Consider the following 24,404-nt stretch of genomic DNA (forward strand, 5'->3'; position numbering starts at 1 on the left):
TAAATCAAGGAGGTTATCACATGAGCGATGGCGTTGGAGGCGTTGGAGTAGGATACGGTTATGGTGGTCTGTGGGGCGGAGGCGTAGGAGCAATCTTGGTCCTCTTCATCCTGCTGGTCATCATCACGAGAGCCTTTATTTACTAAAATAAAGGGTTCTGAAAAGCCTGCCGGCAGATGCCGGCAGGCTTTTTTTGCCGAAATCTGCATCATCTTCTCAGTCATGTACACGGATCACTTTTTCAGCACATTTAAAGCCGATCTTAATTTTCTCGCAAACGTGATGGGGTTCTCAACCGATTCCAAATGAAGATACATCAGCCGGGGCTTTTCAAAGAGCCAGTGATTGTGGATGGCGGTCACTTTAAATCCTTGCTTGCGGGCGGCACTGGTAAATCGCTGAACTTCCGATTGAAGCAGGGTGATTTCCCCTGTGTTGAGCGTAGTGCCGTTCTTCAAAGATTGAATCGTGATCTCGTGCTCGGTTTCATAGTTTCTGCCGAGAATTTTGGCGTTCAGCTTTCTCTCGATCGTGATGGAGCAGCTTTTTCCGTCCGACGTGACTTTGCCTCCGAGTATGGCGGCCAAACGGTCGCACAGCGATTTGGAAATGTTCATAAAGGGATTTCTCCTTTCCTAACTCGTTGCTCTAACTTATGCAATATAGCAGTCGAAAGGAAAAGCAGGAGTCTATAAATCTATAAAATGTTTTGTTGTCCAGCGAAATATTGGTTACAATGGCATAGTAACCAACCCTGTGCATGGAGTGAGCGTCGTGGTGAAATCCGTTGATTTTCCCTCCTAAAATTGCGAATTAACTATTTTAGGAGGGTTTATACATGAAATTTATTCCGATCCCCACGGGACAATGGGACAGACAGCCTTATTTTGATCACTATTTCAATCAGAACCGGTGTACTTTCAGCTTGACTGCCAACATGGAAATCACGCTGCTGCTGGGCGAGCTCAAGAAGAGGGAGATGAAGCTGTATCCCGCTTTTTTGTACATGCTGTCCAGAATCGTAAATGCGCATGTGGAGTTTCGGATGGATATCCGGGAGGATCAGGTTGGCTATTGGGAACAGATGAGTCCGTGCTATACGATTTTTCACCCGGAAAACCGCACCTTTTCTGCGATCTGGACCGATTACTGCGGCAGTTATGAGCAGTTTCTTGAGCATTACCGAGAGGATCAGCTCCGCTATGGACACAGCATGGGACTGTTTACGAAAAAAGACATGCCGCCTCATACCTTCTCCGTCTCCATGATTCCATGGGTCAGCTTTACCGGCTTTAACCTGAACTTGGATCACGGCGGAAGCTACTTGGTGCCGATCATAACAGGGGGCAAGTACTTTCGAGAAGGGAAGCGCGTTCTGCTCCCGGTATCGCTGCAGGTGCATCATGCCGTCTGTGACGGATACCATGCCGGGATGTTTCTGCAAGAGCTGCAGCAGCTCGCTGACACGTGCACCGACTGGCTGGATTGAGACTGCGCACGCTACAAATGTGGGATGAAAGGAATTTTTGGGGACCCTAAAAGGGTCCCTTTTTTGCCGGCTGCACTTCGAGGCAGCAGTTTAAAATTCAGTACTCCCTGGGATGATGTTTGAAAGGGACCTATAGAAATCAAACCTACTTCCTGAATTTCTCACCTCCCTTTTCGAGTCGAATCGCGGCATAATGAACCCATACCAAACAAAAAGGGGATAACAAGATGGCAAAGATGTCGAAATTATTAAGCATCGTGCTTACAGGCACCTTGGCGCTTAGTCTTACGGCTTGTGGAAGCGGTAACAAGGAAGATTCGGGCAGCGGCGCTTCAGGCGCGGCCGGATCCGGCAGCAGCACATCCGACACAACGAAGGACAAGAACATTACGATTACTTTCCAAAACATTTATCCGGACCCGACGGATCCGAAGAACAAGATCATGAACAAGATCGTGGACCAGTACGAGAAGGATCATCCGAATATCAAAATCGAGCTGGATTCGCTCAACACCGACCAGCAGAAGCTGAAGCTGAAAACGCAGGCGGCCTCCAAGGAAATCCCGGATATCACGGTCGTGAACCCGGCGGCGCAAATGCAGCCGTTTGTCGATGCCAAGCTGCTGGCTCCGCTCGACGACATGCTGGCCGAGAACGGTCTGAAGGACACGTTCCAGGACGGGCTGCTTGATTGGTACAGCTTTGACGGAAGCACGTATGCGGTACCGGACGGCAACAACATCGGCGTAGTCTACTACAATAAAGAGCTGTTCGAAAAGGGCGGCGTGAAGGTACCAAGCACGTTTGAGGAAATGATCGATGTCGTCAAAACGCTGAAATCCAAAGGCATTCAGCCGATGGCGATCGGCGAAAAAGACACTTGGACCGGTTCGTTCCTGTTCATGAACATGCTGCTTCGCACGAACAACGGCCCTGGATTTCTGAAAGATGTCCTCGACAAGAAAAAGACGTTTGAAGATCCGGCCTTCGTTGAGGCGGTAGACGCGTTCCAAAACCTGGTGCAAGCCGGAGCCTTCCAGGAAGGCGCGACATCCTTCGACTACAACGCCGGCGAGAACCTGTTCAAAACCGGTAAAGCAGCGATGTATTACATGGGAACTTGGGCAACGGGCGGCATTGAATCGTCTTCCGTCAACGGCAAAGTCGGCGTCTTCAAATTCCCGACGATTAACGGAAAGGGGAACCCGGACGAATTCATGCTGGCACCAGGCAGTGCGTTCGCGATTGCAGCAGACAGCAAGCATCTTGCAGAAACGAAGGAGTTCCTCAACTACTTCATGCTGAGCTTCCCGAAAGAAGCGTTTGAAGCCAAAGGTGCGGTCGGAATCGGCCAGAAAGTGGAAGGCGACTTCAAGGCAGCAGGATATTCCGACATGGCGATGGACGTGCTGAACATGTTCAAGGAAGTCAAAGGCGGAGACCTGGCATTTGATAACACGATGAATCCGGGAACGGCTCAGGCCCACCTCTCCAGCATTCAAAACCTGTTCGCCCAGAAGAAAAACTCCGCGGACGTGGCTAAAGAGCATCAAGCCGGATTCGAAGATAACAATCAATAATCAACGGATACAAATCCAGCTTCTTATAGAGAGAAACTAGTATTTATACATGAAGGGGACGCATTTCAGATGCCGTTCCCTTCAATTCCCATGAGGAATATTGCAGCCAAGAAGGAGAAGGAGGAGAGGTAAGTCGTGAACGTGCTGAAGGTCTCCCGCTGGACGATTGCCGCGTTTGTGCTTCCTTGCTTAATCATCTATATCGGTATTGTGTTTGTTCCCATCCTCGTATCCATGTACAGCGGCATGCTGGACTGGAACGGGATCGGCGAATCGACGTTCGTGGGTCTGGCCAATTTCAAAAAGCTGCTGTTCCACGACTCGGTATTTTGGCCGTCAGTACGGAGAACGCTGATGTTTGCGGTTTTCTCCATGGCCGAGATTCCGATCGCACTGCTCGTAGCCATACTGCTGAAGCGTTACGTTCGAAAACCGAACTTTTTAGTGTCCAGCTACTTTTTACCGGTCATCTTGTCCGTCGTTGTCGTCGGCCAGCTGTGGAAAACGATCTATAACCCGGCTTCGATGGGCGGTATGCTGAACCAAATCCTGGATGCGGTCGGACTGCATTCCTGGGGCAGAGCCTGGCTCACCGATCCTTCGGTCGCCATGTACTCGCTGTATTTCGTCGCCCTGTGGCAGTACCTGGGTTACCATACCTTAATTCAATTTACGGGCATTTCGAATGTCCCGGACGATGTGTACGAAGCGGCTCGAATCGACGGTGCCGAAGGCTTTAAAGCGGATTGGCACATTACGTTCCCATTGATTGTCCCGATTTTCAAAATTTCCATTGTGCTGGCCTTCATCGGCTCGCTGCAGGCTTTCGACATGATCATGGTCATGACGGGAGGCGGACCGGCGCATGCCACGGACGTCATTTCCACGCACATGTACAATATGTCGTTTACATCCATGAAATACGGTTACGGCAGCTCAATCGCCGCGTTCCTGGTCGTACTCTGCCTGGCCGCCACGTTCTGCATCAACTTCATTTTCAACAAACTGGAGAAACGATACTCGTAAAGGAGGAAACCGCCGATGAACACAAGCACAGCCGTCGCTTTGAACAAGCAGGTGGCCGCAACCAGACGCAAACGGTTTTCCGTTACGAAGGCCATCGTGTTTCTGGTGCTGGGCATTCTGTTTGTAACCCAGGTGTATCCGCTGTTGTGGCTGCTCCTGTATTCCTTGAAATCCAATGAAGAAATTTTGTCGGGCAGCTTCTTTGCCCTGCCGCAGTCGCCGCAGTGGGGCAATTACAGCTCTGCGCTGGAGGGCAACTATTTCCGTTATCTATTGAACAGCATCTTTGTCACTTCCGTGACGATGATTACCGTCATCATTCTCAGCTCCCTGTGCGCCTACGCAATCAGCCGGTTCCGGTGGCGCTTTGGCGGAGCGGTCATGGTCGTATTCCTGATCGGAATGATGATTCCGATGCAGGCGACGCTGCTGCCGCTCATGATTATTTTCAAAAACATGCATATCCTGAATACGCATCTGTCGATCATTTTGCCGTATGTGGCATTTTCCATGCCGATCGCCATCTTTATCCTGAGCGGGTTCATGAAAACCATTCCGCATGAAATCGAAGAATCCGCGGTGGTGGACGGAGCGGGGATCGGACGCATATTCTCGAGCATCATCCTGCCGATATCGGTTCCACCGGTGATGACGGTGTGTATCCTGACTTTCATCAACATTTGGAACGAATATATTTTGGCTGCGACGTTTATCTCATCGGAAAAGCTGAAAACACTGCCGTTTGGCGTCAACAGCTTTGTCAGCCAATACTCGGTCAACTATGGGGCCATCGGCGCATTTCTCGTGCTGGGCGCGCTACCGGTCATCATCATCTACTTCCTGCTGGCGGACAAGATCACCCAAGGTATGGTAGCGGGAGCAGTAAAAGGTTAGTAGGGCAAAGACGGTTTCTGTGATAGAATGACAAATGGATGACCGGATACGAAAGGGGAATGTATCTGTGGGGCGACATTTTCGTTCGATTCACAGCCGTCTTTTCTTGCTGTTTCTATGCTGCATGACCGGCATATTGATATTGATCAGCGTGGTATATTATTACCGCACGATTTCGATTATTCATACCAAGGTCAATGACATCGCGGAGAAGAACATCTCGCAGACTGCCGGGCTGTTCAACTCGCTGCTTCAAGGCTACAACAGTCTCTCCAAGTCGCTCAACAGCAACTACGAGCTGACTCGTTTACTGCAGGAAACCCATGTGAAAGAGACCGTCGCCATCGAAAACGAACGAACGATTACGAATATTATCGGAGCGGCGTATTATTCAAGGAACGAAATTACAGGCATTCATATTTTGACCGACAAGGGCAAAGTGTACAGCTATGAGCGCCAGTTCGCTGGGGTCTTTGACAATAATTACGCCCAGACGGACTGGTACAATGAGCTGAATGCGTCGTCAGGCAACATGGTCTGGCTCGGAATTATGCCGGGATCGCCGATTAACACGCTGCAGCAGAAAGAGAACGTATTCGTGTTCGGCCGGAAGCTGTACGATCTGAATACGCACAAGCAGCTTGGCATCATGGTCATCGAAGCCAATCCTTCCGCCATCATGGAGGCGCTGTCCAATGTGACGATCAGCCCGGGCAGCCGTGTGTACCTGATCGACCAGAATAACAACATTATCGCTTCGACCGGTAAAAAAGGCACGGAGGCGCCGGACTTTGCCCGCATTCCGAAGCCAGGCACCGAGGACGGCATTCTGGTGGACGACAGCTCCAGCCAGCTGGTGGTCGCTGCCAATACGCCCATGGCGGGCTGGACCATTTACGGATTTACCCCAAAGCACGACATTCAGGCGGAAGTGAACCAGACGACCGAATACCTCGTTATCGTCCTGATCGTGCTTATTATCGTCTCGACGGTTCTGGCCACGCTGGTATCGCGCAACATTGCTTCTCCGCTGAAGCTGCTGATCCGTGAAATGAAGAAGGTGGAGATGGGCAATTTCAGCGGTTCGGTTAATGTCGATTCGTTTGACGAAATTAACAGCCTGGTGTCTTCCTTTAACCGGATGGTGCACCGGATGGATGAACTGATCGAGACGATCAAGGTCACGACCGTCAGCGAGAAGAACGCGCAGCTGCAGGCGCTGCAGTCCCAGGTGAATCCGCATTTTTTGTACAACACGCTGGATATGATTTACTGGATGCTGGATGAAAAAGGGAATGAACGTCTGAGCAGGGTCATCCTGTCGTTGTCGCAAATGTTCCGTTACAGCAGCAACTGGGAGGAAGCTTCCCGGACGACGCTGCGGCAGGAGCTGGAACAGATCCGGCATTATCTGACGATCATCGAGAACCGGCTGGAGGACAGGCTTGTGCCGAAGATCGAGGTGGAGCCGCAGTGGATGGATGTCACGCTGCCGAAAATGACGATTCAGCCAATTATTGAAAACGCTGTAAAATACGGTCTGGAGCCGCTGGATCGGCAGGGCATGCTGCTCGTCACGGCGGAGCAGGTCATGGACGATCTGCATGTTGTTGTCCGGGATAACGGGAAGGGAATGAACGAAGACACGTTAATGCGGGTCAGAGGCTTGCTGGAGGGCGGGGACCGCACTTCGCCGAAGGAAGACAGAGGCGGCCCCGTGCTTCGCCGCGGCATCGGCTTGAGCAATGTGCATGAGCGGATCCGAATGATGTTCGGCAGTCCGTACGGTATATACCTGGACAGTCAAGAAGGGGAAGGGACGACGGTAACCATCCGTTTACCGATCCGGCACCAAGGAGGAATGGAAGATGAACATTTTAGTCGTGGACGATGAGCATGTGATCCGTGACGGAATTAAGCGCACCATCCACCGCGCTTATCCGCAGCATTATGTTCACCTGGCGGCGAATCCGGAGGAAGCGGTTCAGCAGCTGCGCAGACACCGGATTGACCTGGTGCTGACCGATATCCTCATGCCGGGAATGACAGGCCTTGAATTGATGCAGCTATGCCAAAGCAGTTATCCGCATATCAAATGGGTGATTATTTCGGCCTATTCCGAGTTTACCTACGCCCAGGAAGCCGTCAAGCTCGGGGCAAAGGACTATATGCTCAAGCCGATCGGGAAAGATCTGCTGCTCTCCATGATATCCGGAATCGCTCAGGAGATGGAGCGGGAGAATGAAATCGTACGCGAAGCGGAACTGCTGAGATCTAACCTGAAGTATTTGCGTGAGGCTGTATTTCAGCGCTGGGCGAGCGGTCTCGATACCGGGCGCCTGGACGTGGCTTCAATTATTGAAAGCTACCCCACATTCCAACTGGTGATGGTTAAGATGGAGAGCGATGCGCCGGTTCATCTGGAGCATTTTATTATCGAAAATGTGCTTGGTGAGCTGATTGAAGGGCATGGCTGCGGATTTGTGACAAGTATGGACGAAACGAGCCTGATCGGTCTCGTCACGCTGGAGGAAGAGGGAGGAATGAAACGTCTGACGGATGAGCTGCGCGCAAACTTGAAACGGTGCGTGAAGGTGCCTTTCCAGATTCAGTCAACGGGACTCATCACAGACATTCACCGGGTACCGGAGGAAGTGCGGCGGATGCGCCAGGAATCGGCGTCGCTGGAGTACGAATACAACAACCCGGGCGGTAACCGTGCGATCGAGGTCGCCGTTCAGTACATCAAAGCGCATTATCACACGGATTTGTCCCTGGAAAAGGTAGCTTCGGTCGTATTCCTGAATCCGGTTTACTTCAGCCAGCTGTTTAAGCAGAAGACGGGAAGCGGCTTCAAGGAATACGTCACCAATCTGCGGATCGAACAAGCCAGCAAGCTGCTGCTGCAAACGCATTTGAAGCTGGCTGATATTTCGGAGAAGGTCGGATATGTGGACGTCAAGCATTTTACCCAGGTGTTCCGCAAAAAAACGGGAAAAACCCCGACGGAGTACCGCCAGGAGCAAACGGCGGATTCCCGTGAGGCGTGTCCCACCTGAATATCCTGCCTTGATCGCGGCGCCGTATATGGACATAAGAAAAACGTCTATCGACGTACCTTCAAAGAAGACAGACCGCGACTAAAAGAAGTTTTTCTTGCGAGATCAGGAAGCAGAAGCTCCGAAACGTATACTTTCTGATCTCTAAAAAAGAGCCCTTGACCTTCCTGCGTTAGGAAGAGCAAGGGCTCTATTGCTGCTTGTCCAGCACCATCAGCCTAGTGAATATCGCGGAACAGCCCGACGACTTTGCCCAGAATACTGACATGGTTCAGACGCAAAGGCTCATAAGCAGGGTTCTCCGGCTGAAGCCGGATATGGTCCTTCTCCTTATAAAACGTCTTCACGGTCGCTTCATCCTCGTCCGTCATGGCAACGACGATGTCCCCGTTATCAGCTGTCTGCTGCTGTCTCACGATGACGTAGTCACCGTTATGAATACCCGCCTCGATCATACTGTCCCCAACGACGGAAAGCATAAACACCTTCTCATCCCCGACATAGTGCTGCGGGAGAGGGAAGTAATCCTCGATGTTCTCCGTTGCCGTGATCGGCACCCCCGCTGTGACCTTACCTACTACGGGAACTCTGGCTATCGTATGCGTGAACAGGTTGCTGCTCTCGGATTCTTCTTGTCCCAACAGTTCAATGGCACGAGGCTTCGTAGGGTCTCTGCGGATCAAGCCTTTCTTCTCCAGTCGGTCCAAATGGCCGTGTACGGTCGAGCTGGAAGCCAACCCTACCGCTTCGCCGATCTCTCTGACGGACGGAGGATAACCCTTGGCGCGGACTTCATTTCTGATAAATTCCAATATCGCTTGCTGCCGGCTAGATATCTTTGACATTCCCCATCAACCCCATTTAGTAACGTTTGGTAAAATTATAACATAGAACTACCGTTCGTACAAACATAAGTTCTAAATGATTTTGCCTTGGAGTACCGGGATTATTGCGGTTTCTAAATGAAGGAATACCGCCTTCAAAAACATAAGAACAATTGTTCGAAAAAAGTATTGAACAAAACAAATGTTCGTGTTATATTGTTCTCATAAAACAAGAACAAACGTTTGGAGGCGTAATATTTATGCTGAAACACACTACATACCAAAGTATTTATAATAACCCATCCGTTAACCCATCCGTGAATGAAGCTATAGCATCCCCTTGGTTGAAGAAAGTCCAGTCCATCGTGCCCGGCCCTGCCTTGATCAAACTGATCCTGGCAGCCCTGATTATTTTGGTCGGATGCACAGGCGTTGTTCGCGTATTTGCGGGTACTTCGGATGATGTTCGCTTAGAGAAGAATGTCATCGTTCAACAAGGTGACACGTTGTGGGGAATCGCTTCTGCTCATAAGCCGGAAGACATGGATATCCGCGCGTATATTATGGCGGTGAAGAAGTATAACGATCTAACCAGCAGCGAAATTCAGGCCGGAGAAGTACTGGCACTTCCCCAATATTAATAGGAAGTTAATGATCAAGAGCTTGGAAAGGTGTGAACCTTGACAAGCTCTTTTTATCATGGCAAAGTTAGGTATGACTTGAATAATGGAGGAGTAGTATATGGATATCGACAGCGTTGTAGAAAGAATCAACGAGCTTGCGCGCAAGCAAAAGGAATCCGGTTTAACCGAAGCGGAGGTCGAAGAACGGGCCAAGCTTCGTGAGAGGTACCTTCAGAACGTACGCAGAAATTTCAGACAGCAGTTGGATTCGATTGAATGGGTGGATGAAGAGAAGAAATAATCCCAGCGGCTGTATTAGACTCATACATTCGATTTAACAGAAAGCTTCCGTGTAAGCGCATCAGGTTTCCTTGATTCGTTCTATTATATAGAATGAACTAAAGAAATAAATGATATAGGCAGTATTGGGCCGTTTTAATAGGAAGTTCAATGCAATACTTTCGTTCAATCTATACAGCCGAAAGCATTTTGAGGAGGTTCGCGAATGGCCCGTTCATGGGAAAGACAGGTAAGAAAAAATTCAGCGCAGCTGAACAAGCAGAGAAAGAAAGAGGGAAAGCCTTCCATCTATAGCCAGGGAGGTCCTTCAGCTGACATTTATAAAGGAAGAAACTATGTGCTTCCCATTACGATGGTCGCTCTGGCCGCGGTTTATTTGCTGCTCGGAATGATCGGTCAGGAGGGTACGGCGGGAAACAGCGGCATGACCTGGATCATTATGGCCATGTACGTGTTCCTCGGCCTGATGATCTTTTTGCGCAGGCCATTCCTGCGCGTGGAGAAAAATGCCGTATCGACGATCAAGTTCAACCGGGATCGGCGCCTGACCGCAGACAATATCGCCAAGATCAAGCTGGCCAAAGGCTCCGTCGTAATTGAGCCGAAGGGCAAAGGCGGCAATTGGGTGTTCACGCGCCTGATCAACCGCTATGACACCGATGCCATGGGGGAACGTCTGGAGCGTTTTGCGCAGACCCACAATATCCCCTTGGAAAAATAAACAAATATTAGAGAAAGCTGATGGAGAGGATGGAAGAGGATGCCGGTACAAGCTGTTTTTTTCGATTTGGACGATACGCTGTTGTGGGATGAGCGCAGCGTGAAGGAATCCTTTGAAGCGGTTTGCGAGACGGCCGCCAAAGCCAAGGGCATTGACGCCAAGGAGCTGGAGGAAGCGGTTCGCAATGAGGCAAGGGAGTTATATCAATCCTACGATACCTTTGCCTTTACCCAAATGATTGGAATCAACCCGTTTGAAGGACTGTGGGCCAACTTCAGCGCAGGCGAACAACCTGAATTCCGCAGACTTGAGGAGCTCGCTCCAGGCTACCGCAAGGAGTCATGGCGGCGCGGGCTGCTGAAGCTTGGGGTTGACGATGAACAGCTGGCCGGAGAATTGGCCGAGCAGTTTGCTGCCGAACGTCGTTCCCGCCCACATGTATATGAAGAAACTTTCCAGGTGCTGGACGAATTGAAAGGAAACAAGAAGCTGCTTCTTCTGACAAATGGCTGTCCTGCGCTTCAGCAGGAGAAGATCGCCGGCGTTCCTGAGCTTGCTCCCTATTTTGACGAGATCGTCATTTCCGGCACATACGGCAAAGGCAAGCCAGACCCGACCCTCTTCGAACATGCGCTCTCTTTGCTTGGACTAACACCGGAACAGACGCTCATGGTGGGGGACAAGCAGACAACCGACATCAAGGGCGGTAACAGCGCCGGACTGACCACGGTATGGATCAACCGGAACGGAAAGGTTAAAGATCCGTCCATCGAGCCAGATTACGAAATCAAGCATCTGTCCGAGCTGCATCGCATCATTGCCGAACGGTCTTAAGTCGGTCTTATACGTTAGCCTGCCAAGAGGGGAATTCCTTCGTCCGGCAGGCTTTTATCATAATTGGTGCGTATACCGGTCAATTTGTTCCATTTTGTTAACAGACGGCATGTTTGGGTGAGGCGATAATTATGTATAATGGTGAAGAATATGGACAAACAGCATACATAGATAGATGTATAGGGAGTGACTACGCTTGAGAAAGTACGGTTTTGTTGCTCTGCTGCTGCTGGCGGTATGGAGTATAGCAGGCTGCGGCAACGGAGGCGGCGGTCATGCCGGCATGGACATGAGCGAGAGTATGATGGATCCGGTGCAGGTGGATCTGATTTGGACGCCGGAGCAAGCCAAAGTTGGGAACCAAGTGACCATTGAGGTGAACGTAACGCAGAAGGATAAACCGGTCGAGAAGGCCGATGAGGTTATGATCGAAATCTCGAAGGAAGGCGACAGCAGCAGCCATGAAAAGGTGGCCGCGCAGAATGCCGGCGGCGGGAAATATACACTCGATAAAACCTTTGAGCAGGCGGGCACTTACAGCATCACCTCACATGTTACGGTAGGACCGCAGCATACGATGCCGACGAAAAAGCTGACTGTGACGGATTGATCAGCATCCGTTTTCGTTTGGCAGGTCGTTATTTAATTGAACGACAAATGACGATAACGACAAGCAACCCCCGTCGCGAAGGCGGGGGTTGCTGCTTATACCGTTATGCCATAAGACTAGGCCTGGAAGCTTGGGTCCTGAACCGGATTGGCGACCCAACCGTTTTCCTCGATAAAGAGGCGTACGGCGATAATTTTACGATTGTCCATCAGCGTAAAGAAGTGGTTTGTATTTTCCGGAACGGAGATGACATCGCCGGCCTCGAGCTCTACATTGAAGTAGCCGATGTCGCCTGCACCCTTGATAACGAAGATGCCTTTGCCGCCTACGATCGCCCGGATTTCGTCTTCGGTGTGGGTATGAACCTCTTCGAATTTATTCAGCAGGTCTTCCAGGTTCGGTGTAGCGTCGGACAAGGTGATGACGTCCCAGATCTTGTAACCGCGGCGGGCAGCCAGATCACGGATCTCCTCATCGTAGGTGTCCAGGATTTGCTTTTTCTGCTCGTCGTTCAGTTGAAAATTGGTTTGAAGCTCCAGAGGCAGCTTGGAAGCATCCCATTTTTCATAAAGAACGTTTTGATTGTTGAGGAACTCACGAACATTATCGTCACCGGTAATCCGTTCGTTCGTATTGCGAATCACGATTTCAGCCATCTCTAAACCCTCTTTTCCACTTGGATTAATTCATATTATAACGAACCCTACTTTTCTTGTCGATTATATATTAAACGATAATCAGGTGCATAACCCTGCCTTAAGGCATTTTCTTGTACTTTTCTAATAAGGGCTATTCTGATAAACTAAGATTTAACGTTTGGCAGGGGGGACATACAGTGAACAGACCTGACTTGAAGGAATTAATGAAAGAACGAATATTGATATTGGACGGTGCCATGGGTACCATGATCCAGCAGGTCGACCTTGGCCCTGAGGATTTTGGTGGAGAAGAGCTGGAAGGCTGTAATGAAATGCTGGTCATTACCCGTCCCGATGTGATCGAACAGATCCACGAGAAGTATCTGGAAGCCGGGGCGGATCTCATAGAGACGAATACGTTCGGCGCTACCTCGGTCGTGTTGTCCGAATACGACATTCCCGAGAAGGCGCGGGAGATTAATCTTCTTGCTGCGGAAATTGCCCGCAGAGCCGCGGATAAATTCAGCACACCGGATAAACCTAGATACGTGATCGGTGCGATCGGTCCGACGACGAAGACGCTGTCGGTTACCGGAGGAGTCACTTTCGAAGAACTTGTGAGCAGCTATGAGGAGCAGGCGGTTGCCCTGATTGAGGGCAAGGTCGACGCGCTTCTGCTCGAAACGAGCCAGGATACGCTGAATGTCAAGGCGGGCAGCATCGGAATCCGGAATGCCTTTACAAGCACCGGCGTCACGCTGCCGATCATGATTTCCGGTACGATCGAACCGATGGGAACGACGTTGGCCGGGCAAAACATTGAAGCGTTCTATATTTCGCTTGAGCACTTGAACCCGATTTCGGTCGGCCTTAACTGTGCGACAGGTCCGGAATTCATGCGCGACCATATCCGTTCGCTCGCCGCAATGGCCAAAACGGCGGTCAGCTGCTATCCGAATGCCGGCCTTCCGGATGAGAACGGGCATTACCATGAGTCTCCGGAGTCGCTGGCCCGGAAGATGGAAGCCTTTGCGGAGCAGGGCTGGCTCAATATGGCCGGCGGCTGCTGCGGCACGACCCCGGATCATATCCGGGCGCTGAACGAGGTCATGAAGGGCTACCAGCCTCGTCAAATGGAAGGGAGCCATCCGCCGGCGCTGTCCGGGATCGATCCCGTGTACATTGAGTCCGACAACCGGCCTTATATGGTGGGAGAGCGGACCAACGTGCTCGGATCGCGGAAATTTAAGCGCCTGATCGTGGAAGGGAAGTACGAGGAGGCATCGGAGATCGCCCGTGCCCAGGTCAAGAACGGAGCGCATGTCATCGACGTATGCGTGCAGGATCCGGACCGGGATGAAGCGGAAGATATTAAGCTGTTCCTGGAACTCGTGGTGAAAAAGGTCAAAGTACCGCTCATGATCGACACCACCGATCCGAAGGTCATCGACCTGGCGCTCAAATATTCCCAGGGCAAGGCGATTATTAACTCCATTAACCTTGAAGACGGTGAAGAAAAATTCGAACATGTGGCTCCGCTCATCCACAAATACGGGGCTGCCGTCGTGGTGGGAACTATCGATGAGAGCGGACAGGCCATTGACCGAAACGACAAGCTGAATGTGGCCAAGCGATCCTACGATCTGCTCGTTCATAAATACGGCATTCCCGCTGAGGACCTGATTTTCGACACACTTGTGTTCCCGGTGGGTACCGGAGATGAGCAGTACATCGGTTCCGCGAAGGAAACGATTGAAGGGATCCGTTTGATCAAGGAAACGATGCCGGAGTGCCATACGATCCTCGGCATCAGCAACGTCTCGTTCGGTTTGCCGGAAGCGGGCCGTGAAGTATTGAACTCCGTCTTCCTGTACGAGTGTACGAAGGCGGGTCTGGATTATGCCATCGTGAATACCGAGAAGCTGGAGCGCTATGCCTCGATTCCTGAAGAGGAGCGGAAGCTGGCCGAAGAGCTGATTTACAACACGAACGACGAGACGCTGGCCGCTTTTGTGGCGGCGTTCCGTAATAAAAAGGTCGAGAAAAAAGAGAAAATATCGAACCTGTCGCTGGAAGAACGGCTGGCTACCTATATCGTCGAAGGTACCAAAGAAGGGCTGATTCCCGACTTGGATGCTGCGCTGCAGAAGTACGGCGCCTTGGAGATCATCAACGGGCCGCTCATGGACGGCATGTCCGAGGTCGGGCGTTTGTTCAACAACAACGAGCTGATTGTGGCGGAGGTGCTGCAGAGCGCCGAGGTCATGAAAGCGTCCGTGTCCTATCTGGAGCCTTTTATGGAAAAGAACGAATCGTCCGTCAAAGGGAAGATGCTGCTGGCGACCGTCAAAGGCGACGTGCATGATATCGGTAAAAATCTGGTTGAGATTATCCTCTCGAACAATGGTTACCAAATCGTCAATTTGGGTATAAAAGTACCACCGGAGACGATCATCGAGGCATACCGGAAGGAGCAGGCCGATTTGATCGGACTATCCGGTCTGCTGGTGAAATCCGCACAGCAAATGGTCGTGACCGCGCAGGACTTGAAAAATGCCGGCGTAAAGGTGCCGATTATGGTTGGCGGAGCGGCATTGACCCGCAGATTCACCAAAACGCGGATTCGGCCGGAGTACGAAGGGATGGTCGTGTACGCGAAGGACGCCATGGACGGGCTTGACCTCGCGAACAAGCTGATGGATCCCGAGCAACGCAGTCTGATGCAGGCTGAAATGGACGCGGAGCTTGAAGCTCTTTTGGCGGAAGCTGAAAAGCCGGTTGAGCTGCCGGAACTGACCCGTGCGGCTAAGTCCAACGTGTCGACGGATGCCCCGGTCTTTAACCCGCCCGATTTGGAGCGGCACATCATCCGCAACTATCCGATCAGCCATATCATCCCATATATGAACATGCAGATGCTGCTTGGTCATCATTTGGGATTGCGCGGACAGGTCGAGCAGCTGCTGGCGAAAGGTGACGAAAAAGCGCTGGATTTGAAAGCGACGGTCGACGAAGTACTGGAACAGGCAAACCGGGACGGCATCATCCAGGCGCATGCGATGTACCGCTTCTTCCCTGCGCAGTCGAGGGGCAACGACATTGTCATCTACGATCCGGAAGATCATGCCAAGGTGCTGCATACGTTTACGTTCCCGCGCCAGAACGTGGCACCGTTCCTCTGCCTCGCCGATTTCCTGAAATCGGTCGACAGCGGCAAGATGGACTATGTCGGCTTCCTGGTCGTCACCGCAGGACAAGGCATTTCGAAGCTATCTTCGGAGTGGAAGGATAAAGGGGACTATCTGAAGTCCCATGTCCTGCAATCGGTGGCGCTTGAGACCGCCGAAGCGCTGGCCGAGCGCGTTCACCATATGATGCGCGATACGTGGGGCTTCCCTGACCCAGCCGATATGACGATGAAGCAGCGTCACGGGGCAAGGTATCAAGGCATCCGCGTTTCCTTCGGATACCCGGCATGCCCGGATCTGGAGGATCAGGAGCCGCTCTTCAAGCTAATGCAGCCGGAGGATATCGGCGTACATCTGACCGAAGGCTTTATGATGGAGCCTGAGGCATCGGTGTCGGCGATGGTGTTTGCCCATCCGGAAGCACGGTATTTTAATGTCGACAAGGTAAAATAATATATTTTCGGTTCATAGCCGAATCGAAGCAAATGTCAGCAAAACCCTCCGATTGTTCGGGGGTTTTTTGCTGGCGCATTCTTGGAAAGAAGGTATGGGCGTTATGGAACTGGAGTTTTTGGGTACCAATGCAGGGGTTCCTTCCCTGCAGCGGAACGTGACATCGATGGCGCTCCGGATGTACGAGGAGCGGCGCAGCTTCTGGATGTTCGATTGCGGCGAAGGCACACAGCATCAAATTCTGCGGTCTTCATTGAAGCTGAGCAAGCTGGAGAAAATTTTCATTACCCACCTGCACGGTGATCATATATTCGGCCTTCCCGGGCTGTTGTCCAGCAGGTCCAACCAGGGGGGCACCACACCATTGCAGCTGTACGGACCGCCGGGGATCAAACAATACATAGACACGTCGCTTTCCCTCAGCCAGTCACGAATCGAGTTTGAGCTTGAGGTGATTGAGCATACGGGGGGAGTTATTTTTGAAGACGGGGAGGTGCGGGTGGAATCCCTTCTGCTGGAGCACCGCATTGACAGCTACGGATACCGGATCATGGAAAAAGACAAGCCCGGCAGTCTGGACTTGAAACGGATGGCCGAGTACGGTTTAAAGCCTGGGCCGATTTACGGCCGTTTGAAGCGCGGGGAGAGCATCGACCTGGGAGACGGCCGGGTGCTGACGCCGGCAGAAGTGCTCGGCGCGCCGAAGAAGGGGCGGGTCGTTACGATCCTGGGCGATACCCGCCCTTGTGCCAACGTTCTGCCGCTGGCCGAACAGGCGGATCTTCTCGTTCATGAGGCCACGTTTCTGCATGAGCTTCATGAGACCGCACACAACTATCATCACAGCACGGCTGTTCAGGCCGCAGAGGCTGCCCGCGACGCAGGGGCCAAGGAACTGATTATTACGCATTTCAGCTCCCGGTATAAGGATATCGAGCATCTGCAGCCGCTTTTGGCGGAAGCCAGGTCTGTATTTCCGAAAACGCTGCTGGCCGAAGAATTGGTGCTGTTTCCCGTGACTCGCCACGAAGAATAGCGAAGACATCGGGCAGGCCGATTATGGAAAAAAGGCTCCGTGCGAGCCTTTTTTCTTTGCTGCGGCGGTTCATTGCCGCTGAAAATCATTATTTTCCGGGAAAGCGCAGGAAATGACACAACTTTGCAAGATTGGACTTCCCGTGATAGGTTTCAGGGGAAGCGATTGACGAAAAAATGGAGATAAACGTCCTTGGCGTCGTGCTTCCGGTTGCCACATTCCTCCGTTTTCTTTTACAATGGAACAAGCTGGGTTACAGGAAGCCTGGAAATCGACCGCCTATGGCGGGAGCCAGGCTTTTCGCAGCCATAAGTTTTACTAGATGAAACGAGGTATGTCCATTGAACACGCTGAGAACTACCCGCGGTCTGCTGATTGACCTGGACGGAACGTTATATCATGGGAAACATATGATACCCGGGGCGGACATTCTGATTCGAACGCTGCAATTGCGGGAAATTCCTTATTTATTTGTGACGAACAATTCTTCGAAAACACCGGAAATGGTGGCTGCCCAATTGAATGAGATGGGGGTTCCCGCCGACAAAGAGAAGGTTTGCACCTCGTCGCTGGCCGCCGCGCGGTATATCGCTGAAGAATCTCCAGGGGCCAGAGTGGCTATGCTAGGGGAAGATGGGCTTCGGCAGGCCTTGATTGAGGAAGGGCTTAAGCTCGTCGACGATGCGCCTGAATTTGTTGTGCAAGGCATCGACCGCGCCTTTACCTACGATAAGCTCGCCCAAGCTGTTCGCTGGATCCGTGAAGGTGCCCGCTCTGTGCTGACCAATCCGGACCTTCTGCTTCCTTCCGATCACGGGCTTGTCCCGGGAGCCGGCTCGCTTGGAGCGGCGATTGAAGCGGCTTCCGGCGTCAAACCGGTGGTTATCGGGAAGCCTTCGAGCCACTTGATGAAATATGCTACGGACCGACTGCGGCTGTCACCGACCGATGCCACTGTGATCGGTGATAATATGCGTACGGACATTGCGGCGGGTGCTGCCGCAGGCTGTCAGACGATTTTGGTCCTGACGGGGCTGACGACGGAGAGCAACTTGCAGATGCATGTCGATGCAGCCGGCATCTCTCCGGACATCATTTGCCGTGATCTGACCGAGCTGACTCAGCTGTTGTGTCCTTGACACCTTTGGGACCGTTTTATATACATTTACACGAACATCCGTGATGGATTTTGAAAGGATAGATGAACAAGATGCCGGAACTGCCGGAAATGGAAAATTACCGAAGATTGCTGTCAGAACTGATTATCAATGCTCCGATTACGAATGTGGTTGTGAACCGGGAAAAATCCATCAATGTTCCCGTCGAAAGTTTCAAGGATGAGCTGCTTGGCACGAGAACGATTTTTGTGGAGCGGCGCGGCAAGCATCTCATTTTCCACCTGAACAACGGCCGCAGGCTCCTGCTGCATCTGATGCTGGGCGGCTTGATGTATTACGGAACCGAAGAGGATCGCCCGAAACGTTCTACCCAGATCGAAATCACGTTTGGGGACCGGACGCTGTATTTTATCGGCCTTCGGCTCGGACATCTTCATCTGCATTCGGCGAAAGAAGTCGATGAGCTGCTCGCACCCCTCGGACCGGAACCGCTGGACCGCCGGATGAGCCCGGAAAAGTTTGCAGGAATATTGCAAGGGCGTCGCGGATCGTTAAAATCGCTGCTGGTCAACCAGCATGTCATTGCCGGCATCGGGAACTGCTATGCGGATGAAATCGCGTATGAGGCTGGTCTGCTGCCTTCGGCGAAGGTTCAGGACTTGACGGAAGCGTCGGTTGCGAGGCTGTATCAAGCCATGCAGAAAGTGCTGCGGGAAGCCCTAGAAGGCGGGGGATATATGGATACTCCGTTTATGGTGGGAGACCAGTTAACCGGCGGCTACGACGACCAGTGCAAAGTGTATGACCGTGAAGGGGAAGCATGCTACCGCTGCGGCGGTACGATCAACAAATCCGAATTGATTGGGCGGAAGGTCTTTTATTGTCCGTCCTGCCAGCATGAGCAGTAACCAGCTGCTTATCGGCTGTCATGTCAGCACGCGCGGCGGTTACGGGAGAGCTGCCCGGCGGGCATGGGAGATCGGAGCGAGATCTTTTCAATATTTTCCGAAAAATCCCCGCAGCATGTCGATCAAAACGCTGGATGCGTCTGCTGCGGCGGACTGCCGTAACTTTTGCCGGGAGCATGGTATGCCAAGCATCGCCCACACCCCGTATCCGATCAACATCGCGATCGGCGAAAGCCGGGGCCGGGACTTGTACGAGCTGACCGTCAAGTCGCTGCAAAACGATCTGATCATCGCCGAAGCTTGCGGCACGGTCGGCATCGTGGTCCACTTCGGACATTTCAAAGGCAGCGATGCATTACAAGGCTACAAAAATATAATACAATGTTTAAACGAGACGCTGTCAGGCTGGCAGGGCAGCGCGAAGATTTTGCTGGAAAATCAGGCCGGCACCCCGGGCTCGATGGGCATCACGCTTGATGAGCTGGTGAACATCAGGCGGCTGAGCGATTACCCGGAGAAAATCGGCTTTTGCCTGGATACTTGCCATGCATACGCATCAGGCGTGTGGGATCCGCGTACGACGGATGTACTCGTTGAGCGGGGCAGAGAGCTCGGATATTGGACGGATCTGGCCGCGGTACACCTGAACGATTCCAAATACCCGCTCGGTTCGGGGAAAGACCGCCATGAGCGGATCGGTCAGGGATATATTGGCGAGGAAGCCTTCCAGGTGCTGCTGTCTTATCCGGAATTCCAAGGCAAGGCGCTCGTGCTGGAGACGGACGCAGGCGAAGACGGCACACACCGCGGCGATATCGCCAAGGTTAAAGGCTGGCCCATCGTTTAAGCGTTTCGGTTTGTTTTTAGGGAAGGAGGGACCTGAGCGTGATCCACCTGTTTTTGGATGACTACCGCCGCTGTCCACAAGGTTTTACCCTCGCTCGCAATGCGGAGGAATGCCTTCTGATGCTGAAGGAGTGCGAGGTTGGCATATTATCGCTTGATTTTGATCTGGGGCCCGGTGAAATGACGGGTAAGGACGTGGTCAAGCATATGATTACGGACGCCTTATTCCCGCAGGAGATTTATTTGCATACGTCGAGTATGTGGGGGAAAAAGGAGATGTATGAGCTGCTCTACCATCATAAGCCGGAGCATGTTCTGCTCCATAACGGTCCTATGCCTCCGGATGTGCTTGAGCGGGTTGCAGGAGGCGATGCACGATGAGGCATCTAAGCGAGCAGGAGCTGCTGAAGGAGCTCTGGACCAAGGGGCAGCCGCTGGCCGTCTTTCTGTATACTCCTTTCTGCGGCACATGTAAAGCGGCCAGACGGATGCTCGAAGTAGCCGAGCACCTGCTGCCGGAAGGCATCGTGGCTGATGCGGACGTGAACATGCTGCCGCAGGTCGTTCAGCAGTATCAGATCCGCAGCGTGCCTGCGCTGCTTGTTACCGACGCAAACCGCAGCGCCAAGCCGTCCATCCGGTACAGCATGGGCTCCGTGGAGGACCTGCTGAGGGAAATTAGGGGAGTGATATCATGATTTCGATGAAGGACGTGACGCTGAGAAGAGAGGACAACCTCATTCTTGATAACGTGTCGCTCGAGATTAAGTCCGGCGAGCACTGGGCGATTCTCGGCAGAAACGGCTCGGGTAAAACAACGATGCTGGAAATGATGACGGGTTATCTTTTTCCCAGCTCGGGTACAATTGAAGTATTGGGCAATGTATACGGCGAGTGCGACGTCCGGGAAGTGCGCAAGGACATCGGCTATATCAGCCCTTCCCTGATCGAAAGGCTGTCACTCAGCGACCCGGTATGGGAAGTGGTGGCGACCGGAGCATACGCTTTTTTGCGTTTTTATCAGGAGATTCCGGCCGATGTGAAAGAGAAGGCATTTCGCTTGCTGGAGGATATGCATTTGGGCGGACATGCGGAGCATCCCTTCGGTACGCTCTCCCAAGGCGAACGGAAAAAGGTGCTGCTGGCACGCTGCTTGATGGCCGAACCAAAGCTGCTGATCATGGACGAGCCGTGCGCGGGCCTGGACTTATATGAGCGGGAAAAGATGCTGGCCGAGGTCGACCGGCTCCGCCAGCGGAACATGACCGTGGTGTACGTTACCCATCATGTGGAAGAGATCGTGCCTCTTTTCACCCATGTGGCGCTGATCCGTGACGGCAAAATCGCCGGTTCCGGTCCAAAGCATGAAGTGCTGACTAACGAAATGATCGAGCGGACCTATGACATTCCCGCCAAACTGGAATGGGATGAAGGACGTCCATGGATTAAAGTGATTTCTGGAGGGTAAACCCATTTGACTGATCATAACTTATTGAATAATGAAAACAGCGAGGAACCGGCAGGTTCCGTCTCAAGATTTATATGCACCGCTAACCATGGCTTCGCTCCTTACGCCCAGGAAGAGCTGCGACGCAAATTCGGCCGCCTGAAAAGCCGCGTACTCGTGTCGGGAGAAGTGTTCCTGTTAACGCTAAATGAAGAAGCCGGACGGGCCGTTGACATGATTGTCAGCAGCCCGCCTATCTTTTTGCGTCACATCCAGCCTGTGCAGCTGGAGCAAAATGCTGAAGATATGGATCAAGCGGTCCGTGAGGTCAGCGCTTTCCTTCGGAACCGGAGGGAGCTTCATGGCGCAGCCGTATCGCTTCAGGTTCGGAAAGCAGACGACAGTCTGTGGCAGGACAGCGCGGGCAAACTGCGCGAAACGCTGGCCGAGATCCTGAGCGATCTAGGGGCGGATTTTGTCGTGCAGGATCCGGAATGGATCATTTCCATTTTTGCTGCCGGAAGCATACTGTATGCCGGAGTTTCGCGGCCCTCCGACAACTTGTCGGACTGGAGCGGCGGAGCAATCCGTTTTCAGCGTGAGGAAGGGCAGATTTCCAGGGCCAAATTCAAGCTGCTGGAAGCTGAGCACAGCTTTGGCATCGATTTCGCCGCTTTTCACAAGGCGCTTGATATCGGTGCGGCGCCTGGAGGCTGGACGTCCTTTTTGCTGGAGCGCGGTTTACAGGTTACAGCCGTGGACCCTGCGGTCATGCATGAGTCGCTGCAGGGGCATCCCGCGCTGCGGATCCTCCGGAAAAATGCCTCAGAAGTACAATTCAAGGATGAGGAATTTGATCTTCTTGTATGTGACATGAGCTGGAGTCCGAAGCAGATGGTGAAGCTCGTGAAGGAGCTGCTGCCAAGCCTGGCTGCGGGAGGAACGGCGGTTGTAACGGTGAAGCTGATGCATAAGAAACCGATGGCGCTGATCGATGATGTCCTCTCCTCGTTTGAGCAGGCTGAGATGCAGGTCCAGAGAGCCAAGCAGCTGTTCCACAACCGGGACGAGATCACGCTTTATATGATTAAATATTAATCTTGTTAAAACGTTGTTCCCAAATACCTGAATTGTCGACGTGTATTGGATTGGAAAATATTTCTTGCGCAATCCGACAATTTATTTTATACTAGTACCAAAATTAACCAAACGATAATATAGGGAAAGCATCCCGGAGTACGACAGTGGTTGAGACCACGTCGTCATCCAGAGGGTGCTTTCCCTTTTTGTCGTTCAGAAAGGTCGTGTATACGATGAGTCATCCTTCCAGGCTGCGTCCCGGACAAAGGATTGGAGGGAGGTATGAAGTAATCGCGAACATTGGTGAAGGGGGCATGAGCCGGGTATACCTGGCGGCAGATTTGAAGCTGCCAGGCAAGCAATGGGCCGTCAAGGAGACGGCGTCGAGGCCCGAGCTGCTTCAGGGCTTGCAGGATGAGGCTGAGCTTCTCATCTCATTGAGCCATCCCCGACTCCCGCGGATTGTCGATTTTTTCGTATCGGATGAAGAAGGGTTCGGTTATTTGGTGATGGACTTCATTCAGGGGGTCACGCTCGAGAAGCATTTTAAGGAGAACCATTACCGGCTCCCGGCCGGAACCATTTTGGGGATCGCAAATCAATTGCTGGAAGTGCTGGAGTATCTGCATGAGCACGAACCCGCAGTCATTTTTCGCGACCTGAAGCCATCCAACATCATGCTTGCCCGCCAGTTGGAAGTCCGGTTGATCGATTTTGGGATCGCCCGAAATTACAAGCAGGATCAATACCAGGACACCGTTAAGCTCGGTACGGTCGGGTTCGCTGCACCGGAGCAGTACGGATTGGGGCAAAGCGACGCAAGGTCGGACTTGTACGGCTTAGGCGCCTTGTTGCTGTATTTGTCCACCGGCGGCAAATGCAGCGAATGGAAGGAAGGAGTACAGGAACTGATCCGCCCCGACGTTCCGAAAGGCATGATCCCTATTATCCGCCGCCTGCTGAGCTTTGAACCCGAAGACAGGTACCAATCGGCCAAGGAGGTACGCTCGGTCCTGGGTTCCATCGGGATGCTGGGTACAGGTCCGGTGGAACTGAAAGGGGGCAGGAAGCGGGGATTTCCGGGAACGCTGGCGATCGCGGTCATGGGGGCGGGGAGCGGCACCGGGACAACCCATACGGCGATTGCAGTCGCGCATTATTTAGCCCGAAGCTACGGCAAAGTGGCCCTTGTCGAGATGAATCTGCAATCGCCGGCGTTCGGCCGGATTCAGAGAATCGCGGCCGGCAGGACAGATAGCGTGCAAACGGGTGAGCGCAAGTTTGAGGTGCAGGGCGTGGATTACTGGCGGCAAACCGGGAGGGCGGACGTGATCACCCTGCTTGGCGGAAGCTATAGCTTTGTGGTGATGGATCTGGGAGCTTATTTCGGCAATGACCGGCTGGAGGAATTTCTGCGTGCGGATATTCCCATTATTGTCGGTTCGGGAGCGGAGTGGAAGCACCAGGATTTAGTCGGGCTGGTCCAGCAATTGGCCAGTCATCCGCAGCATAAATGGTTGTACTTTCTTCCGCTTGCACCGCAGGACGCTGTGCATCGGCTGCGGCGTACGCTGGGCACGTCCCAAGTATTTTCCATCCCGCTTCAGGTGGATCCTTTTGACCAATGCGATGAGATGGACCGGGCATTTGTCCGGATATTCCAAGGGCTGCTGCCAGCCGCGGAGCGCAGACGAAAGTTCAGGTTTGGCTTAAGCTGAACCGTGATCATG

At 52.5% G+C, this 24,404-nt stretch carries 25 protein-coding genes; 22 read left to right on the plus strand and 3 right to left on the minus strand.

The window, feature by feature from the left end; all coding sequences use genetic code 11:
* Positions 1-20 precede the first annotated feature (20 nt).
* Entirely contained in the window at positions 21-146 is a 126-nt protein-coding gene (locus tag FHS19_RS12420) for a sporulation protein YjcZ (RefSeq protein ID WP_094596460.1), read from the plus strand.
* 87 nt (positions 147-233) lie between these two features.
* Here the strand turns inward: FHS19_RS12420 and FHS19_RS12425 are convergent, their stop codons facing one another.
* Positions 234-617 carry a DUF1259 domain-containing protein gene (locus FHS19_RS12425; protein ID WP_183582122.1) on the minus strand — a complete coding sequence of 128 codons (384 nt, stop codon included), beginning with the start codon at positions 615-617 and terminating at the stop codon, positions 234-236.
* Positions 618-838: 221 nt separating this feature from the next.
* Here FHS19_RS12425 and catA point away from each other — a divergent pair, with 221 nt between their 5' ends.
* From catA to FHS19_RS12455, 6 genes are all read left to right on the plus strand, one after another.
* Positions 839-1,489, plus strand: a complete 651-nt coding sequence (gene catA / locus FHS19_RS12430; protein WP_183582123.1) for a type A chloramphenicol O-acetyltransferase — start codon at positions 839-841, stop codon at positions 1,487-1,489.
* 227 nt (positions 1,490-1,716) lie between these two features.
* Complete coding sequence (locus FHS19_RS12435; RefSeq protein WP_183582124.1) at positions 1,717-3,069, plus strand: extracellular solute-binding protein; 1,353 nt, start codon at positions 1,717-1,719, stop codon at positions 3,067-3,069.
* Between the two features lie 135 nt (positions 3,070-3,204).
* Positions 3,205-4,095: a carbohydrate ABC transporter permease gene (locus FHS19_RS12440; protein ID WP_183582125.1), complete on the plus strand. Its 891-nt coding sequence runs from the start codon at positions 3,205-3,207 to the stop codon at positions 4,093-4,095.
* Positions 4,096-4,110: 15 nt separating this feature from the next.
* Positions 4,111-4,989 (plus strand): carbohydrate ABC transporter permease, encoded by an 879-nt coding sequence (locus tag FHS19_RS12445; protein WP_183582126.1) that lies wholly within the window; start codon positions 4,111-4,113, stop codon positions 4,987-4,989.
* Positions 4,990-5,056: 67 nt separating this feature from the next.
* Positions 5,057-6,883 (plus strand): sensor histidine kinase, encoded by a 1,827-nt coding sequence (locus FHS19_RS12450; protein WP_183582127.1) that lies wholly within the window; start codon positions 5,057-5,059, stop codon positions 6,881-6,883.
* On the plus strand, positions 6,858-8,048 hold the full coding sequence (locus FHS19_RS12455) for a response regulator (RefSeq protein ID WP_183582128.1): 1,191 nt from the start codon (positions 6,858-6,860) through the stop codon (positions 8,046-8,048). The genes FHS19_RS12450 and FHS19_RS12455 overlap by 26 nt, the downstream gene beginning before the upstream one ends.
* A 218-nt stretch (positions 8,049-8,266) precedes the next feature.
* Here the strand turns inward: FHS19_RS12455 and lexA are convergent, their stop codons facing one another.
* The gene (lexA, locus tag FHS19_RS12460; RefSeq protein WP_183582129.1) at positions 8,267-8,893 is read right to left on the minus strand and encodes a transcriptional repressor LexA; all 627 of its coding nucleotides are present in this window, start codon (positions 8,891-8,893) and stop codon (positions 8,267-8,269) included.
* A gap of 239 nt (positions 8,894-9,132) precedes the next feature.
* Between lexA and FHS19_RS12465 the strand changes: the two genes are divergently transcribed.
* The 5 genes from FHS19_RS12465 to FHS19_RS12485 all read left to right on the plus strand — a co-directional run bounded on the left by FHS19_RS12465 (position 9,133) and on the right by FHS19_RS12485 (position 11,960).
* Positions 9,133-9,513 (plus strand): LysM peptidoglycan-binding domain-containing protein, encoded by a 381-nt coding sequence (locus FHS19_RS12465; protein ID WP_183582130.1) that lies wholly within the window; start codon positions 9,133-9,135, stop codon positions 9,511-9,513.
* Between the two features lie 100 nt (positions 9,514-9,613).
* A complete protein-coding gene (locus FHS19_RS12470) occupies positions 9,614-9,796 on the plus strand; it encodes a DUF896 domain-containing protein (RefSeq protein ID WP_183582131.1) in 183 nt (60 codons plus the stop codon).
* Positions 9,797-10,000: 204 nt separating this feature from the next.
* Positions 10,001-10,516, plus strand: a complete 516-nt coding sequence (locus FHS19_RS12475) for a hypothetical protein (RefSeq protein ID WP_183582132.1) — start codon at positions 10,001-10,003, stop codon at positions 10,514-10,516.
* 39 nt (positions 10,517-10,555) lie between these two features.
* Positions 10,556-11,350: an HAD family hydrolase gene (locus tag FHS19_RS12480; RefSeq protein ID WP_183582133.1), complete on the plus strand. Its 795-nt coding sequence runs from the start codon at positions 10,556-10,558 to the stop codon at positions 11,348-11,350.
* A 196-nt stretch (positions 11,351-11,546) separates the two neighbouring features.
* Positions 11,547-11,960, plus strand: coding sequence for a FixH family protein (locus FHS19_RS12485; protein WP_183582134.1), 414 nt, complete (start codon positions 11,547-11,549; stop codon positions 11,958-11,960).
* 116 nt (positions 11,961-12,076) lie between these two features.
* On the opposite strand, the gene mtnD is transcribed toward FHS19_RS12485, so the two are convergent.
* Entirely contained in the window at positions 12,077-12,616 is a 540-nt protein-coding gene (mtnD, locus tag FHS19_RS12490; protein WP_183582135.1) for an acireductone dioxygenase, read from the minus strand.
* A 206-nt stretch (positions 12,617-12,822) separates the two neighbouring features.
* Here mtnD and metH point away from each other — a divergent pair, with 206 nt between their 5' ends.
* From metH to FHS19_RS12540, 10 genes are all read left to right on the plus strand, one after another.
* Positions 12,823-16,239, plus strand: a complete 3,417-nt coding sequence (gene metH, locus FHS19_RS12495; protein ID WP_221223967.1) for a methionine synthase — start codon at positions 12,823-12,825, stop codon at positions 16,237-16,239.
* Between the two features lie 103 nt (positions 16,240-16,342).
* Positions 16,343-17,275: a ribonuclease Z gene (gene rnz / locus FHS19_RS12500; RefSeq protein ID WP_183582137.1), complete on the plus strand. Its 933-nt coding sequence runs from the start codon at positions 16,343-16,345 to the stop codon at positions 17,273-17,275.
* A gap of 341 nt (positions 17,276-17,616) precedes the next feature.
* Complete coding sequence (locus FHS19_RS12505; protein WP_376771866.1) at positions 17,617-18,414, plus strand: TIGR01457 family HAD-type hydrolase; 798 nt, start codon at positions 17,617-17,619, stop codon at positions 18,412-18,414.
* Between the two features lie 71 nt (positions 18,415-18,485).
* Entirely contained in the window at positions 18,486-19,301 is an 816-nt protein-coding gene (locus FHS19_RS12510) for an Fpg/Nei family DNA glycosylase (protein ID WP_183582138.1), read from the plus strand.
* Positions 19,291-20,148, plus strand: a complete 858-nt coding sequence (locus FHS19_RS12515) for a deoxyribonuclease IV (protein ID WP_183582139.1) — start codon at positions 19,291-19,293, stop codon at positions 20,146-20,148. The genes FHS19_RS12510 and FHS19_RS12515 overlap by 11 nt, the downstream gene beginning before the upstream one ends.
* 38 nt (positions 20,149-20,186) lie before the next feature.
* Positions 20,187-20,528 carry a cyclic-phosphate processing receiver domain-containing protein gene (locus FHS19_RS12520; protein ID WP_183582140.1) on the plus strand — a complete coding sequence of 114 codons (342 nt, stop codon included), beginning with the start codon at positions 20,187-20,189 and terminating at the stop codon, positions 20,526-20,528.
* Positions 20,525-20,845, plus strand: coding sequence for a thioredoxin family protein (locus FHS19_RS12525; protein WP_183582141.1), 321 nt, complete (start codon positions 20,525-20,527; stop codon positions 20,843-20,845). The genes FHS19_RS12520 and FHS19_RS12525 overlap by 4 nt, the downstream gene beginning before the upstream one ends.
* Positions 20,842-21,615 (plus strand): ABC transporter ATP-binding protein, encoded by a 774-nt coding sequence (locus FHS19_RS12530; protein WP_183582142.1) that lies wholly within the window; start codon positions 20,842-20,844, stop codon positions 21,613-21,615. The genes FHS19_RS12525 and FHS19_RS12530 overlap by 4 nt, the downstream gene beginning before the upstream one ends.
* 24 nt (positions 21,616-21,639) lie before the next feature.
* A complete protein-coding gene (locus tag FHS19_RS12535; protein ID WP_183582934.1) occupies positions 21,640-22,692 on the plus strand; it encodes a 23S rRNA (cytidine(2498)-2'-O)-methyltransferase RlmM in 1,053 nt (350 codons plus the stop codon).
* A gap of 215 nt (positions 22,693-22,907) precedes the next feature.
* Entirely contained in the window at positions 22,908-24,392 is a 1,485-nt protein-coding gene (locus FHS19_RS12540) for a serine/threonine-protein kinase (RefSeq protein ID WP_183582935.1), read from the plus strand.
* Positions 24,393-24,404 lie beyond the last annotated feature (12 nt).

The sequence above is a fragment of the Paenibacillus rhizosphaerae genome, from assembly GCF_014192015.1.
GTDB classification, from domain to species: Bacteria; Bacillota; Bacilli; order Paenibacillales; family Paenibacillaceae; genus Paenibacillus_AQ; species Paenibacillus_AQ rhizosphaerae.

Bases quoted from the DNA above. Each gene is read 5' to 3' on its own strand.
- FHS19_RS12445 (WP_183582126.1), top strand. From the start codon at position 4,111: ATGAACACAAGCACAGCCGTCGCTTTGAACAAGCAGGTGGCCGCAACC.
- FHS19_RS12480 (WP_183582133.1), top strand. From the start codon at position 10,556: ATGCCGGTACAAGCTGTTTTTTTCGATTTGGACGATACGCTGTTGTGG.
- FHS19_RS12465 (WP_183582130.1), top strand. From the start codon at position 9,133: ATGCTGAAACACACTACATACCAAAGTATTTATAATAACCCATCCGTT.
- mtnD (WP_183582135.1), bottom strand. From the start codon at position 12,616: ATGGCTGAAATCGTGATTCGCAATACGAACGAACGGATTACCGGTGAC.
- FHS19_RS12435 (WP_183582124.1), top strand. From the start codon at position 1,717: ATGGCAAAGATGTCGAAATTATTAAGCATCGTGCTTACAGGCACCTTG.
- rnz (WP_183582137.1), top strand. From the start codon at position 16,343: ATGGAACTGGAGTTTTTGGGTACCAATGCAGGGGTTCCTTCCCTGCAG.
- FHS19_RS12510 (WP_183582138.1), top strand. From the start codon at position 18,486: ATGCCGGAACTGCCGGAAATGGAAAATTACCGAAGATTGCTGTCAGAA.
- metH (WP_221223967.1), top strand. From the start codon at position 12,823: ATGAAAGAACGAATATTGATATTGGACGGTGCCATGGGTACCATGATC.
- FHS19_RS12515 (WP_183582139.1), top strand. From the start codon at position 19,291: ATGAGCAGTAACCAGCTGCTTATCGGCTGTCATGTCAGCACGCGCGGC.
- FHS19_RS12470 (WP_183582131.1), top strand. From the start codon at position 9,614: ATGGATATCGACAGCGTTGTAGAAAGAATCAACGAGCTTGCGCGCAAG.
- FHS19_RS12530 (WP_183582142.1), top strand. From the start codon at position 20,842: ATGATTTCGATGAAGGACGTGACGCTGAGAAGAGAGGACAACCTCATT.
- FHS19_RS12475 (WP_183582132.1), top strand. From the start codon at position 10,001: ATGGCCCGTTCATGGGAAAGACAGGTAAGAAAAAATTCAGCGCAGCTG.
- FHS19_RS12455 (WP_183582128.1), top strand. From the start codon at position 6,858: ATGAACATTTTAGTCGTGGACGATGAGCATGTGATCCGTGACGGAATT.
- catA (WP_183582123.1), top strand. From the start codon at position 839: ATGAAATTTATTCCGATCCCCACGGGACAATGGGACAGACAGCCTTAT.
- FHS19_RS12525 (WP_183582141.1), top strand. From the start codon at position 20,525: ATGAGGCATCTAAGCGAGCAGGAGCTGCTGAAGGAGCTCTGGACCAAG.
- lexA (WP_183582129.1), bottom strand. From the start codon at position 8,893: ATGTCAAAGATATCTAGCCGGCAGCAAGCGATATTGGAATTTATCAGA.
- FHS19_RS12420 (WP_094596460.1), top strand. From the start codon at position 21: ATGAGCGATGGCGTTGGAGGCGTTGGAGTAGGATACGGTTATGGTGGT.
- FHS19_RS12425 (WP_183582122.1), bottom strand. From the start codon at position 617: ATGAACATTTCCAAATCGCTGTGCGACCGTTTGGCCGCCATACTCGGA.
- FHS19_RS12540 (WP_183582935.1), top strand. From the start codon at position 22,908: ATGAGTCATCCTTCCAGGCTGCGTCCCGGACAAAGGATTGGAGGGAGG.